This window comes from Mycoplana dimorpha, assembly GCF_003046475.1.
In the GTDB taxonomy this organism is placed as follows: Bacteria; Pseudomonadota; Alphaproteobacteria; order Rhizobiales; family Rhizobiaceae; genus Mycoplana; species Mycoplana dimorpha.
Genome location: NZ_PZZZ01000004.1, coordinates 72035 through 84930 on the forward strand (window position 1 = coordinate 72035; position 12896 = coordinate 84930).

Below are 12896 nucleotides of genomic sequence, written 5' to 3' on the forward strand. Positions count from 1 at the left end.
GGACCAGACATGTATCGCTACGACGAATTCGACCACGCCTTTGTCACGGACCGCGTCGCCCAGTTCCGGGATCAGGTGGCCCGACGCCTGTCCGGCGAACTCGCCGAGGACGCCTTCAAGCCCCTGCGGCTGATGAACGGCGTCTACCTGCAGCTCCATGCCTACATGCTGCGCGTCGCCATTCCATACGGCACGTTGAGCAGCCGGCAGATGCGCATGCTTGCCCATGTGGCCCGCAAGTACGACCGCGGCTACGGCCATTTCACCACGCGCCAGAACATCCAGTTCAACTGGCCGAAGCTGTCCGAAATACCCGACGCGCTTGCCGAACTCGCTTCCGTCGAAATGCATGCGATCCAGACATCGGGCAACTGCATCCGCAACGTCACCGCCGACCATTTCGCTGGTGCGGCTGCGGACGAGGCGGCGGATCCGCGGCCTTATGCGGAAATCCTGCGGCAGTGGTCCTCCGTCCACCCGGAGTTCTCCTTTCTGCCGCGCAAGTTCAAGATTGCCGTCACGGGCGCCGAGCGCGACCGCGCCGCGATCCAGGTGCACGACATCGGCCTGCACCTGAAGAAGAACGAGCAGGGCGCGATCGGCTTTGCCGTCTATGTCGGCGGCGGACAGGGCCGCACGCCGATGGTCGCCAAGAAGATCTGTGACTTCCTGCCGGAAGCGGACCTGCTCTCCTATGTCACCGCGATCATCCGCGTGTACAACCTGCATGGCCGTCGCGACAACAAGTACAAGGCCCGCATCAAGATCCTCGTGCACGAGACTGGCACCGAGGAACTGACGCGGCAGGTCGAGGCCGAGTTCGCCGAGCTTAAGAACACGGAGCTGAAGCTCCCGGATGCCGACATTCAGGCCATAGCAGCCTATTTCGCCCCGCCGGCACTCGCACCGCGCGCGGAAGGCTGGGCCAGCCTTGCCGGCTGGAAGAAGGCCGATCCGGAGTTCGCCCGCTGGGTCCGGCAGAATGTCCAGCCGCACAGGCATCCCGACTACGGCATGGTGACGATCTCGCTCAAGCCCATCGGCGGCATTCCGGGCGATGCAACGGATGCGCAGATGGAGGCGGTCGCCGACATCGCCGAGGAGTATGCCTTCGACGAGATCCGCGTCAGCCACGAGCAGAACCTGATCCTGCCGCATGTGGCGCTCGCCGACCTTGAGCCGGTCTATCGCGCCCTTGTCGCGGCCGGCCTTGCGACGGCCAATGCCGGCCTGATCACCGACATCATCGCCTGCCCGGGGCTCGACTACTGCGCGCTGGCGAACGCCCGCTCGATCCCCGTCGCCCAGGAGATCTCCAACCGCTTTGGTTCTCCGGAGCGGCAGGCGGAGATCGGCGAGCTGAAGATCAAGATCTCCGGCTGCATCAACGCTTGCGGACACCACCACGTCGGCCACATCGGCCTGCTCGGGGTCGAGAAGAAGGGCGAGGAGCTCTACCAGATCACGCTCGGTGGCTCCGGTGATGAGAACACCTCCATTGGCGAGATCATCGGCCGCGGCTTCGAACCTTCGAAGGTGACCGACGCCATCGAGGTCATCGTCGACACCTATCTCGGTTTGCGCACCGATCCGTCCGAGACGTTCCTTGCCGCCTATCGGCGCGTCGGACCGCAGCCGTTCAAGGAAGCGCTCTACGGCGGCGCGGCGGAAGCGGCGTGAAGGGGGCGGAAGAGATGACGAAGATCTGGAAGGAAACCGGTTTCGTGAACGACGATCCCTGGATCGTCGAGACCGAGGAGGCCAAGGCAGGCTCGAACGAGCGCGCAATCCTCGGGATCGAGGATTTCCTGGCGCGGGTCGCCGAAGGGGATGAAACAGGGCTGGGGGTACTGATCCGGCCCGCCGACGACGTGCGGCGGCTGGCCGACCACCTGGACCGGATCGCCCTGGTGGCGGTGGCGTTTCCGGCGTTCAACGACGGCCGCGCCTTCAGCCATGCATCGCTCCTTCGCAGCCGGCTCGGCTTCAAGGGCGAGGTGAGGGCGGTCGGCGACGTGCTGCTCGACCAGATCCCGCTGATGCTGCGCTGTGGCATCGACAGCTTCGCGGTGACGAACGCAACCGCGCTGAAGCGACTGGCCGAGAACCGCCTGCCTGGCATCGCCAACCACTACCAGCCGGCGGCGAAGCCCGCCGCCGACCCGAAGTCCTACAGCTGGCGCCGCGTCAGCTGACGACATATCGTCGCAAATCGGGCCCGTTCCCGGCTGCAGCCGGCGGCGGGCCTTTTCTGTTCCAGGCAAGGCAACTATATCTTTTCAAGCAGATATGTTGCAGCGAACGAATGCGATTTGCGCATGGCTGGGTTCCTTTGGAATGCAATGCCTTCCTTGGCCAGCTGCGATATAATATTCGACTGTACGAGCAGAAAGCAGGAAGCGACCACGCATGAACGCGCCAGCCAGGACCGAAGATCTCGCAGCCAACGTGCCCGCCGGCGTCTACGCCGAGACGGTGACGAATGTGCAGCACTATACAGACCGGCTGTTCCGCTTCCGGATGACCCGGCCGGACGGATTCCGCTTCCGGTCCGGCGAGTTCGCGATGATCGGCCTCGTGGTCGACGGCAAGCCCGTCTACCGGGCGTATTCGATCGCGAGCCCCGCCTGGGACGACGAACTGGAATTCTTCTCGATCAAGGTGCCGGACGGTCCGCTCACCTCGCACCTGCAGCAGATCCGTCAGGGCGACAAGGTGCTGATGCGCAAGAAGCCGACGGGCACGCTGGTGCTGGACGCGCTGACGCCCGGCAAGCGCCTCTATATGTTCTCGACCGGAACCGGAATCGCGCCATTCGCCAGCCTGATCCGTGATCCTGAGACCTACGCAAAGTTCGACGAGGTGATCCTCACCCATACCTGCCGGGAGGTTTCCGAGCTGAAATACGGTTTCGACCTGGTGGAGGAAATTGCCAAGGACGAGCTTCTTTCTGAGGTCGTTGGCGGCAAGCTGCGCCACTATGCGACCGTCACCCGCGAGCCTTTCCCCTATCAGGGCCGCATCACCGATCTCATCAGCAACGGCAAGATGTTTGCCGATCTTGGTCTTGAGCCTTTCAATCCGGCGACCGACCGCGCGATGATCTGCGGCTCGTCGGCGATGCTGAAGGAGACCAAGGAGCTGCTGGAGAAAGCAGGCCTCACCGAAGGCGCCAACAGCAAGCCGGGTGAATTCGTGATCGAGCGCGCCTTCGTCGACTGAGATGTCGGCCGCTGTCATTCGTGGGGCGACGCCGCATGGTGTCGCCCCTTTTTTGTTCGAGCGCACGGCGGGGTGACAGGCCGCGGCAGGATGAACCCGGCATGTGTTCCAGGCAAAGCTGAAAAAGGCCGGAACATCGTCCCGGTCGGCATGTGCCGATCGTACGGCCATCAGGCCAGTAGGAAGTCGCCCCTGTCGAGGTTTGCGATGTCGAATTCCTTCAGGACCAGCATGTCCGTCGCAGCGAACTTGAACTGCACGTCGTCGCCGACCTGATCCGCCTTGTTCAGGACCGACGCGACGCTGGTGAAGTGATAGCTGCGCAGGTCGACCCGGTCGCTGCCGTCGGTAAAATCGGTGATGACGTCCTTGCCATAGCCCGGGCCGAAGACGAAGTGGTCGGCACCGGATCCACCGCCAAGCGTGTCGTTGCCCTTGCCGCCGTCGAGGACATCGTTCCCGGCGCCGCCTGACAACCGGTTGGCGCCGCTGTTGCCGGTGAGCCTGTCGGAATAGCTCGTGCCAGCCAGGTTCTCAACGGACGAATAGGCGTCGCCGGCGGCGTCGTTCGTGTTGATCGACGGTGCCGCGAGGCTGGCGGTCACCCCTTTGGCGGCCGACGCGTAGGAAACGGTGTCCGCACCCGTGCCGCCGTCGAACCTGTCGCCGCCAGGACCACCGTGCAGTATGTCGTTGCCGCTGCCGCCGTAAAGTGAATCGTTACCGGCACCCCCAAAGAGGCTGTCGTTGCCGCTCAGCCCGTAAAGCTTGTCATTGCCGGCATTGCCGAAGAGCTTGTTGCCGGCCTCATTTCCGTAAATCGTATCCGACCCGGAGCCGCCCTTCGCATTCTCGATCAGGGAACGCGTGTCGCCGTCGTGCAGGAGCGCGTTGAAGATGTTGCCGCGGGCAAAGCCGTCGTTGTCGCCGCCGCCCAGGTAGGCCAGCTGGACGTCGCTGAAGGCCGAGTGCTTGCCCGGCGCAAGATCGATCGACACACTCTTTTTGTATGCCGACAGATCGTAGGTATCGGTGCCGCCGCCGTCCCAGATGGTGGCGAAGATGCGATTGGCGCCAGGGGCTATTGCGGCTACGCCGTTGACATAAGTCGTGCCGCTGTCGGGAGTCCACTTGTAGGTGGTGTCGCCCGCATTGGTCGTATAGTCGGCCCCGTACATGCGCTGCAAGGCAGCGATATCGGCCATCATGAAGGTCTGCGGCGCATCGTTCGGTCCATAGGTGTAGCGCCCGCCGGTGTCGCCGACGAAGGTGTGATAGGTCATTACGGTATATTCGAGCGAGTCGTACTGCGACGGCATCGTGGCGAGACCTTCGCCGTCGTGGGCGTGATTCAATCCGAACGCGTGGCCGAGTTCGTGGATCACCGTGTGCCATGCATAATTGCCCGCAACCGGATTGCGCAAGTCGTTGGCGGTCCCGGCAAGGTCCGATCCGAGCCAGAGATCTCCGGCCTCGGCGTATTGCCCCGGGAAGAACGTCTTGGCCGTGGGGTTCTGGTAGGTGGACTCGGCGAGGCGAATGTTGGCCGTTGCGGGGCTGCTCGCCTGCGACAGGGCGATGTTGGTGAAGCCCTCCACGGAAAACCCGTCATTGGCCGAGGAGCCGTACGACTGCTCCATTGCAAACAGAGCCGCCTGCTTCACCTTGTCGGAGACCGTCCGGAAGCCTTCGTCCGGTTCGGAATGTTGCGGATAGTCGTACTGGCTGCTCGACGTGGGGAAGGCGTAGGTGACGCTGCCGCTCCAGGCCTCCTCGCCGAGGACGGAATCGACGAGGTCCGACCCGCTCGCGGTGATCGTCTTGGTGGTTTTTCCAATTCCGGTCATTCACGTGTTCCTGTTCGAAGGCTGCGGCCGCGACGATCGGCCGGGACTTGCGATTCGAGCCCTGGATGGAGCTTGATACTCACCGTCGCATCTGCGGCGCCGGCTCTGTCGGTTCACACATCTTCAGCTGAGGAAAACATGCAAGAAGGTCCGTATTCCGATCAGGCGATAGCGGGAGAATATGCCCGTCTCAAGGCACGCGGCACCCGTGAGGCGCTCGAGCTGTTCATCGAACGTCATCCGCACCATCCGTTGGCCAGGGAAGCCAGGAACGAGATCGAGCAGTGCTACGGCAGGAAATGAGGCGGGGAGGGTTGGCCGACAGACCGCCCGGCCATGATTCAAGCCGTCCTTACGGCGTGCTATGCAGCGGCCGTAGAAGAAGGACTTCGCAAGCCTCGCCGGCTTCCGTCCGTTCTGCCAGGGGCGGGCGGACAATCAGGCAGTCGGCCGCGGCAAACAGTTTCATCATCGACGAATCCTGCTTTTCGAACGGCGTCGCCACGAGCTGCCCGTCGCCGCGCACGTCCAGCTTCGCCCGCATGTAGTCCTGGCGCTTGTCGTTGGCCGCAAGCGGCGTGCCGGCGACGGCAGAGGTGCGGCGCTCATGCTGCGGCAGGCGGGCGAGCCGGCGAACCAGCGGCTCCAGGAAGAGAAGGGCGCAGACCAGGCTGGAGACTGGATTGCCGGGCAACCCGAGGATCTGCATGCCGCCCAGCCTGCCGACCATCAACGGCTTGCCGGGGCGCATCGCGATCCGCCAGAAGTCGAGTTCCATGCCGGCGGAAAGCAGCGCCGGCTGAACGAGATCGTGGTCGCCCACCGATGCTCCGCCGAGCGTTACCAGGACATCGGCGCCGCAGGCCTTCGCCCAGTCGACCGCATCGAGGATGGCGTTCGGATCGTCGGCGGCAATTCCAAGGTCGATCACTTCGGCGCCGGCCTCGCGCGCCAGGGCGGCGACACCATAGCTGTTCGAACCGACGATCTGGCCCGGCCCGAGCGCCGACCCCGGCGGCACGAGTTCATCGCCGGTGGCAAGCAGCGCGACCTTGGGCCGGGCATAAACCTCCAGAACCGGATAGTTCATCGCCGCTGCAACCGTCAGTCGCCCGGCATCGAGAAGATCGCCGCGCTTCAGCACGGTCTCGCCTTCTGCGAAATCCTGGCCGCGCCGGCGGATGTGCCGACCGAAAGCGGGCACCTCCGTGGCACGCAGGCGGTTGTCGTCGAGTTTCTCCGCATCCTCCTGCAGGAGAACCGTATCGGCCCCAGGCGGAAGCGGCGCGCCGGTAAAGATCCGCACGGCTTCGCCGGGACCCACCGAGCCGTTGAAGGGATGCCCAGCGGCGGAGCGGCCGACGACCTTCACGATCGCTCCTGTCTCGACGATATCGCCGTGACGCAGCGCGTAGCCGTCCATTGCCGAATTGTCGAACGGCGGCTGCGTCAGCCGGGCAACGACGTCGCTCGCAAGCACCCGATCGCACGCCTCATGCAGCGGGACGCTCTCCGTGCGGGTCGGCGGCCGCGATGCGGTCAGCAAACGTTGAAGCGCATCTTCGACCGGCAGGAGCGACATCGTCAGCCGTTCTCCTCGCGCCGGTAGTCGCCTGACCGGCCGCCTGATTTGGCGACCAGGCGGATGCCGCCGATCTCCATCTCCCGATCCGCGGCCTTGGCCATGTCGTAGATCGTCAGGCAGGCGACACTGACGGCCGTCAGCGCCTCCATCTCGACGCCGGTGCGCCCGGTCAGTTTTGCTGTCGCGGCGACGCGAAGGCCGGGCAGGGCATGGTCCTCGGTGATCTCGACGGTGACCTTCGTCAGCGCCAGCGGGTGGCAGAGGGGAATGAGGCTTGCGGTCTGCTTGGCGGCCATGATGCCGGCAAGCCTGGCCGTGCCGATCACGTCGCCCTTCTTGGCATTGCCTTCAAGGATCAGCGCCAGCGTCTCGGGGCGCATCCGCACGGATCCCTCGGCGGTTGCCACGCGAACGGTTTCGGCCTTGTCGCCGACGTCGACCATGTTGGCCTCGCCGGAGGCGTCGATGTGGGTTAGTGCGCCGGCCGCCTGCATCATTCGGCCGCCATTATATCGGAGGAACCGGTGAGCAGCGCACGCGTTGCGGACGTTACGTCGTCCTGCCGCATCAGGCTCTCGCCGACCAGGAAGGTCGTAATGCCGCTCGTCTTCAGGCGCTTGCAGTCGGCATGGGTGAAAATGCCGCTCTCGCCGACGAGCAGGCGGTCGTCCGGCACCATGCGCGCCAGCCGCTCGGACACGGCGAGATCGACCTCGAATGTCCTCAGATTGCGGTTGTTGATGCCGAGGAGTTTGGACTTCAGCTTGAGCGCCCGTTCCATTTCGGCTTCGTCATGCACCTCGACGAGCACGTCCATGCCGAGCGAGAACGCATAATCCTGCAGCCGCTCGGCTTCGGCGTCGGACAGCGACGCCATGATGAGGAGGATGCAGTCGGCACCCCAGGCGCGCGCTTCCTGGACCTGATAGGTATCGAACATGAAGTCCTTGCGCAGCGCCGGCAGGCTGCAGGCGGCACGCGCCTCGGTCAGGAATGCCGGCGCGCCCTGGAAGCTCGGAGCGTCGGTCAGGACCGATAGGCAGGCCGCGCCGCCGGCCTCGTAGGCCCTTGCCAGCGCCGGGGGATCGAAGTCGGGCCGGATCAACCCCTTGGAGGGACTAGCCTTCTTGATCTCGGCAATCAGGCCGAATGTGCCGTTGGCCTTCTTGCCCAGCAGGCTGGCGAAGAAGCCGCGCGGCGGCTCGAGGTCGCGGGCGATGGCGCGCAGTTCGGTCACCGGCACGCGCGCCTTGGCCGCTTCGATTTCCTCGCGCTTGTAAGCCTCGATCTTCTTCAGAATGTCGGTCATGCGGAAAGCCTATCCTTTATCGTCGGCATTGGAAACCGCGATCAGCTTCGCCAGCGCCGATCGGGCGCTGCCGGTTTCGAGCGATTGCCGGGCGATCTCCATGCCCTGTCCGAGCGAGCCGGCCTGGCCCGCTACGACCAGTGCGGCGGCTGCGTTGGCAAGCGAGATGTCGCGGTAGGGCGTCTGCGCCCCGTCCAGAACCGCCAGCAGCGCTTCGGCGTTGTGAGCACCGTCGCCGCCGCGGAGTTCGTCCAGCGTCACCTGCGGCAGACCGAAGTCTGCAGGTGACAGCTCGAATGTGCTGATCTTGCCGTTCTCGAGTGCCGCGACCTGCGTGGTCCCGGTGGTGGTGATCTCGTCGAGACCCGAGCCATAGACGACCCATACGCGCTCGGAACCGAGGTCGCGCAGCACCTCGGCCACCGGCACCAGCCACTGCTCCGCGTATACGCCGAGCAGCTGACGCTTTACGCCGCCCGGATTGGACAGCGGACCAAGCAGGTTGAAGATGGTGCGGGTGCCGAGTTCGACGCGCGACGGACCGACATGTTTCATCGCCGGATGGTGCAGGTTCGCGAACATGAATCCGAGACCAGCCTCCGAAATGCAGCGGGCGATCGCCTCCGGGTCGATGTCGAGTTTGACGCCGAGGCAGGAGAGGGCGTCGGCGGTTCCGGATTTCGAGCTGAGCGCGCGGTTGCCGTGCTTGGCGACGGGTACGCCGGCGCCGGCGACGATGATCGATGCGAGGGTCGAGATGTTGTAGGTGCCGGCGCCGTCACCGCCGGTGCCCACGATGTCGACCGCGTCGGCCGGTACGGTCACCGGCAGCATGCGCGCCCGCATCGAGCCGACGGCGCCGTAGATCTCGTCCACCGTCTCGCCGCGGACCCGCAGTGCCATCAGGAAGCCACCGATCTGCGACGGCGTGGCCGAACCCGACATGATGATCTCGAAGGCGGCGCGCGCCTCTTCCCGATCGAGCGGCTGGCCGGTGGCAACCTTGGCGATGAAAGGCTTGAGGTCTGACATGTCCGCTCCGTGTGTGAGGATCGTTACTGCATGCTGCGTTCGGCGAGCGGCCGGTTGATCGTCGCACCGTAGTTCGTCTGCAGGCTGCTGACCATCTGATCGAGGATATCGTCACCGCTTGCCCGGGCGATCGCCTCGATTTGCTGTTCCGCATTGGAGAGAGGGTCTGTTGCGGCATCGCTGTTGACCTCGGTGGCCTGGAGCACGATCTGGCCCTCTCCGCCGACGCCCGGCGCGTTGGCGACGTGGCCGACCGATCCTCCAAAGGCAGCCGATACGGCAGCCGGGCTGAGCGCCACGTCTTCTGCGCCACGTGTCAGGCCAGCCTTGGTCTCGACGGCAATGCCCATCTCGGCGGCGATGTCGGCGAGCTTTTCGCCTTTCCTGACACGTTCCGCAGTCTCCGTTGCCTTGCTGGCGAGCGCCGAGCGCTGCTGCTCGGCCGTCCAGTCGGCGACAGCCATGTCCTCTGCTTCTTCCAGCGTGCGATCCCGTTCGGGAACGATGTCGCGCACCTCGTACCAGATGTAGCCGTCGCGGCCGTAGTTGACCGGCGGGGTTTCGAGCCCGATGTCGGTCTTGAACACCTCGGCGAGCAGTGCGGCCTTCTCCGGCAGGGCGACTTCCTCGCCGGTCTTGCCCTTGCCGGCGCTATCAATCGCTTCGATCGTGACCGGCTTCAGCCGCGCCTCAGTTGCCGCTTCCTCTATGCCGGCGCCGTTTGCCCGCGCATCCTCGAATCGGTCGTGCACCGTCATGAGGTCCTGGCTCGCCTGCGCGATTGCGAGTTCCTTGCGCAGCTCCTCCTTCACCTCGTCGAAAGACTTGGTGGTTTCGGGGCGGATGTTCGTCGCGCGCAGGATGACCGGGCCGAACATGCCTTCGGTGACGGCGGAGGTGCCGCCCTCTTGCGGGATCGCGAATGCCGCCTCGGCGAGCGCTTGGTCCGGCATGCCGGCCTTGGTGAAATCGCCGAGTCTCACATCGACCGCGGACTTGCCCTGTTCGGCGACGAGCGCGTCGAAGGTCGTGCCGGCGGCCAGCTTGGCGGCGGCGTCGTCAGCGGCCTTGCGGTCCGGGAACGTCAGTTGTTCGACGGTGCGGGTCTCCGGCGTGCGGTACCTGTCCTTGTTCTTGTCGTACTCTTCGCGCACCACGGCATCGTCGATGGTCGTCGGATCGGCAATGTCCTCCGGCGCCAGCGCGACATAGGTGAACTTCCGGTATTCCGGTGCCCGGTACTTGGCCTTGTTTTCCTCGAACCAGCGCGACAGCACGTCATGCGCGGGCGCCTTGACCGGGTCGATGTTGGCGTTCGAAAGCAGCAGGTAGTCCACTACGCGAGTCTCGTTTCGGTACTGCTTGACTGCGTCGGTCAACGCTGCCGGGGCCTTGTAGCCGTCGGTCACGGCTTCGACTACCTGGCTGCGCACGGCGACCTGGCTGCGGTTGCGGATATAGTCGTCCTCGCGCAGACCGGCATTTCGCAGGATCGAGGAGAACGCGACGCGGTCGAACCGGCCGTTCGGGCCTCGGAACGCCGGATCGTCGGCGATCAGTTGTGCCAGGCGGTCCTTGCTCAAGCCGAGGTTCATGTCGCGCGACAGCTGGTCCAGCGCAGCGCCGGCCACCAGTTCGGCAAAGACCTGGTTCTCGACCCCGAGCGCCCGTGCCTGTTCGCTGGTCAGGCGCGTGCCAAAGCGCTGCGACAGGGCGGAAAGCTGCCGTTCGTAGGTCAACCGGAAGTCAGTCGGGGAGACCTTGACGTCACCGACGGTGACCACCGCGTTGGAGGTGCCGGTCGCCAGCGAGCTCGAAATGCCCCAAACGCCGAAAGAGACGACGAGAATAAGCATGAGGGCCTTGGCGACCCAGGTTTGGGCACCTTTTCTCAGTGATTCGAGCATTTTCGCGTTTCCTTGCTGGTACGGCGTCGGCCGGACGGAACTCGTCTCTTAACGGAAAGTTTTGCGGAATTGAAGCAGGATGAAACGAGTGGAGGCGCTTCGGTCGGGGCAGGGCTGACAGGAGAATTCTGAAGCAAGCGGCGCCCGGCGACGATCCGGTCCGTTGACGTCGAAACTGGGCCGGCCCGCTTGATTTTAATTTGCCGGCAAAAGATTTTTGGCCGAAACAATTGATGAATTGCAGAATAGGCGCATTCTGCGAAGTTCGTGGCGGCGACGACGCAGCGATTCAGCCTCGATAGCGGCAGGAGGGCCGGCGGGGCGGATCGGGAAGGGCACGTGCATGGAATCGACCATCGTCATGATCAATCTGTTCGGTGCGGTGGCTTTGCTCCTGTTCGGCCTGGCACAGGTGAAGGACGGCGTGACCCGCGCGTTCGGCGGGCGCCTGCGCAGCGGGCTGGCGCGCGGCACCGGCGGCCCGTTCCGGGCCTTCATCGCCGGTTTCGTGTCAACCATCGCGCTGCAGAGTTCGACTGCGACGGCGCTGATGACCGCATCCTTTGTCGAGAAGAACCTGATCCGCTCCCGCATGGCGCAGGTGGTGCTGCTCGGGGCGAATGTCGGTACGGCTGTGACCGCGTGGATCGTCGCCACCGGGATCGCCTGGGTTGCACCTCTCCTGATTCTGGTGGGCGTCGTCTTCTACCGCGCTGCCTCGACGGTGCGGCAGGGCGCCGGAGCGGCACTGGTCGGCGTGGGCCTGATGCTGCTGTCGCTGCATCTTTTGAGCCTTGCGACCGAGCCCATGCGCCAGTCGCCGGCGCTGGCGGCTTTCCTGAGCCTGCTGGATGGCGCCTGGCCGGTGGCGCTCGCCTTTTCCACGGCGCTCGCCTTCGTCTCCTCCTCGAGCCTGGCAATCGTCGTCCTGATCCTGTCGCTGACCACGATGGGCATTCTGTCGCCACCATTGACGATCGTGCTGGTGCTCGGCGCCAATCTCGGCGGCGCGATCCCGCCGGTCATCGCAACGCTGCGATCGCGGGCCTCGGTGCGCCGGGTGACAATCGGGAACCTGCTGGTGCGTGCGGTCGGCTGCCTGATCGCCCTGCCGTTCGCGGGAGTGGCGGCGGAGGCGCTTTCACAATTGCCGCTGCCCGCGACGAAACTGCCGGTCGACGCCCATCTCGCCTTCAACCTCGCCGTCGCCCTGGTTTTCTGGCCGCTTTCGCCGGTCTTGGCGCGGGTGATGGAGCGTCTCGTCCCAGACGAACCGCCCGGCGAGACGGGGCCGCAGCATCTCGACGAGGGGGCGCTGGCTACGCCTGTCGTCGCGCTGTCGGGCGCCACCCGGGAAGTCCTGCGGGTCGGCGATCTGATCGAGACGATGCTGATCCACACGATGAAGGCGTTCGAAGAGAACGACCTTGCGGAACTGAGCAGGATCGGCGCTCTCGAAAAACAGGTGGACGAACTGCAGCAGGCGATCAAGCTGTACCTGTCGCGTCTGGGATACGAGAGCCTCACCCCGGAAAATTCAGCCCGGTCGATCGTCATTATCGATTATGCGATCAACCTGGAACACATCGGCGACATCATCGAGAAGGGCTTGCAGGAGCAGGTGCGCAAGAAGATCGTCAATGGGCTGCGGTTCTCGGCCGATGGTTATGCCGAGCTGACCGGCCTGTTCAATCTGACAATCGAGAACCTGCGAATCGCCCAGACCATCCTCGTCAGCCGTGATTTTTCGCTGGCGCGGCAGCTTGTCGAGGTGAAGGTGGCGGTTCGCCGGATGGAAAAGGAATCGTCCGAACGTCACCTGGCCCGCCTGCGTGACGGCCGGCTCGAGAGCTTGCAGACGAGTTCGCTGCACCTCGACATGCTGCGCGACCTGAAACGCGTCAACGCCCACCTGGTCTCGGTCGCCTATCCCATCCTGGACGAGAGCGGGTTGCTGGTCGAAAGCCGCTTGCGCGGCGCCGAGTAGGTTTGAT

11 protein-coding genes are annotated in these 12896 nt (G+C 64.7%); 5 read left to right on the plus strand and 6 right to left on the minus strand.

Annotated features, from left to right (window positions below):
* Positions 1-9 precede the first annotated feature (9 nt).
* The 3 genes from C7449_RS10510 to C7449_RS10520 all read left to right on the plus strand — a co-directional run bounded on the left by C7449_RS10510 (position 10) and on the right by C7449_RS10520 (position 3222).
* Entirely contained in the window at positions 10-1680 is a 1671-nt protein-coding gene (locus tag C7449_RS10510) for a nitrite/sulfite reductase (RefSeq protein ID WP_108002773.1), read from the plus strand.
* A 14-nt stretch (positions 1681-1694) separates the two neighbouring features.
* Positions 1695-2195 carry a DUF934 domain-containing protein gene (locus C7449_RS10515; protein ID WP_108002774.1) on the plus strand — a complete coding sequence of 167 codons (501 nt, stop codon included), beginning with the start codon at positions 1695-1697 and terminating at the stop codon, positions 2193-2195.
* A 214-nt stretch (positions 2196-2409) separates the two neighbouring features.
* Positions 2410-3222, plus strand: coding sequence for a ferredoxin--NADP reductase (locus tag C7449_RS10520; protein WP_108002775.1), 813 nt, complete (start codon positions 2410-2412; stop codon positions 3220-3222).
* Positions 3223-3392: 170 nt separating this feature from the next.
* On the opposite strand, the gene C7449_RS10525 is transcribed toward C7449_RS10520, so the two are convergent.
* Positions 3393-5069, minus strand: coding sequence for a M10 family metallopeptidase (locus tag C7449_RS10525; RefSeq protein WP_108002776.1), 1677 nt, complete (start codon positions 5067-5069; stop codon positions 3393-3395).
* A 72-nt stretch (positions 5070-5141) separates the two neighbouring features.
* Between C7449_RS10525 and C7449_RS21560 the strand changes: the two genes are divergently transcribed.
* On the plus strand, positions 5142-5372 hold the full coding sequence (locus C7449_RS21560; RefSeq protein WP_146165066.1) for a hypothetical protein: 231 nt from the start codon (positions 5142-5144) through the stop codon (positions 5370-5372).
* A gap of 49 nt (positions 5373-5421) precedes the next feature.
* Here the strand turns inward: C7449_RS21560 and C7449_RS10530 are convergent, their stop codons facing one another.
* From C7449_RS10530 to C7449_RS10550, 5 genes are read right to left on the minus strand one after another with little or no spacing between them, the layout of a single operon-like run.
* On the minus strand, positions 5422-6651 hold the full coding sequence (locus C7449_RS10530) for a molybdopterin molybdotransferase MoeA (RefSeq protein ID WP_108002777.1): 1230 nt from the start codon (positions 6649-6651) through the stop codon (positions 5422-5424).
* Positions 6652-6653: 2 nt separating this feature from the next.
* Positions 6654-7148 (minus strand): cyclic pyranopterin monophosphate synthase MoaC, encoded by a 495-nt coding sequence (moaC, locus tag C7449_RS10535; RefSeq protein ID WP_108003181.1) that lies wholly within the window; start codon positions 7146-7148, stop codon positions 6654-6656.
* On the minus strand, positions 7148-7963 hold the full coding sequence (gene trpC / locus C7449_RS10540; protein ID WP_108002778.1) for an indole-3-glycerol phosphate synthase TrpC: 816 nt from the start codon (positions 7961-7963) through the stop codon (positions 7148-7150). Before trpC ends, moaC begins: the two co-directional genes overlap by 1 nt.
* A gap of 9 nt (positions 7964-7972) precedes the next feature.
* Entirely contained in the window at positions 7973-8995 is a 1023-nt protein-coding gene (gene trpD, locus C7449_RS10545; protein WP_108002779.1) for an anthranilate phosphoribosyltransferase, read from the minus strand.
* A 23-nt stretch (positions 8996-9018) separates the two neighbouring features.
* Complete coding sequence (locus C7449_RS10550) at positions 9019-10902, minus strand: peptidylprolyl isomerase (protein WP_108002780.1); 1884 nt, start codon at positions 10900-10902, stop codon at positions 9019-9021.
* Positions 10903-11245: 343 nt separating this feature from the next.
* Between C7449_RS10550 and C7449_RS10555 the strand changes: the two genes are divergently transcribed.
* Positions 11246-12889 (plus strand): Na/Pi cotransporter family protein, encoded by a 1644-nt coding sequence (locus C7449_RS10555; RefSeq protein ID WP_108002781.1) that lies wholly within the window; start codon positions 11246-11248, stop codon positions 12887-12889.
* The last annotated feature ends 7 nt before the right edge of the window (positions 12890-12896 follow it).

What these genes read in the sequence shown, in the direction of transcription:
- C7449_RS10550 (WP_108002780.1), bottom strand. Translation starts at nt 10,902, where the DNA reads ATGCTCGAATCACTGAGAAAAGGTGCCCAAACCTGGGTCGCCAAGGCC.
- moaC (WP_108003181.1), bottom strand. Translation starts at nt 7,148, where the DNA reads ATGCAGGCGGCCGGCGCACTAACCCACATCGACGCCTCCGGCGAGGCC.
- C7449_RS10525 (WP_108002776.1), bottom strand. Translation starts at nt 5,069, where the DNA reads ATGACCGGAATTGGAAAAACCACCAAGACGATCACCGCGAGCGGGTCG.
- C7449_RS10510 (WP_108002773.1), top strand. Translation starts at nt 10, where the DNA reads ATGTATCGCTACGACGAATTCGACCACGCCTTTGTCACGGACCGCGTC.
- trpD (WP_108002779.1), bottom strand. Translation starts at nt 8,995, where the DNA reads ATGTCAGACCTCAAGCCTTTCATCGCCAAGGTTGCCACCGGCCAGCCG.
- C7449_RS10530 (WP_108002777.1), bottom strand. Translation starts at nt 6,651, where the DNA reads ATGTCGCTCCTGCCGGTCGAAGATGCGCTTCAACGTTTGCTGACCGCA.
- C7449_RS10515 (WP_108002774.1), top strand. Translation starts at nt 1,695, where the DNA reads ATGACGAAGATCTGGAAGGAAACCGGTTTCGTGAACGACGATCCCTGG.
- trpC (WP_108002778.1), bottom strand. Translation starts at nt 7,963, where the DNA reads ATGACCGACATTCTGAAGAAGATCGAGGCTTACAAGCGCGAGGAAATC.
- C7449_RS10520 (WP_108002775.1), top strand. Translation starts at nt 2,410, where the DNA reads ATGAACGCGCCAGCCAGGACCGAAGATCTCGCAGCCAACGTGCCCGCC.
- C7449_RS10555 (WP_108002781.1), top strand. Translation starts at nt 11,246, where the DNA reads ATGGAATCGACCATCGTCATGATCAATCTGTTCGGTGCGGTGGCTTTG.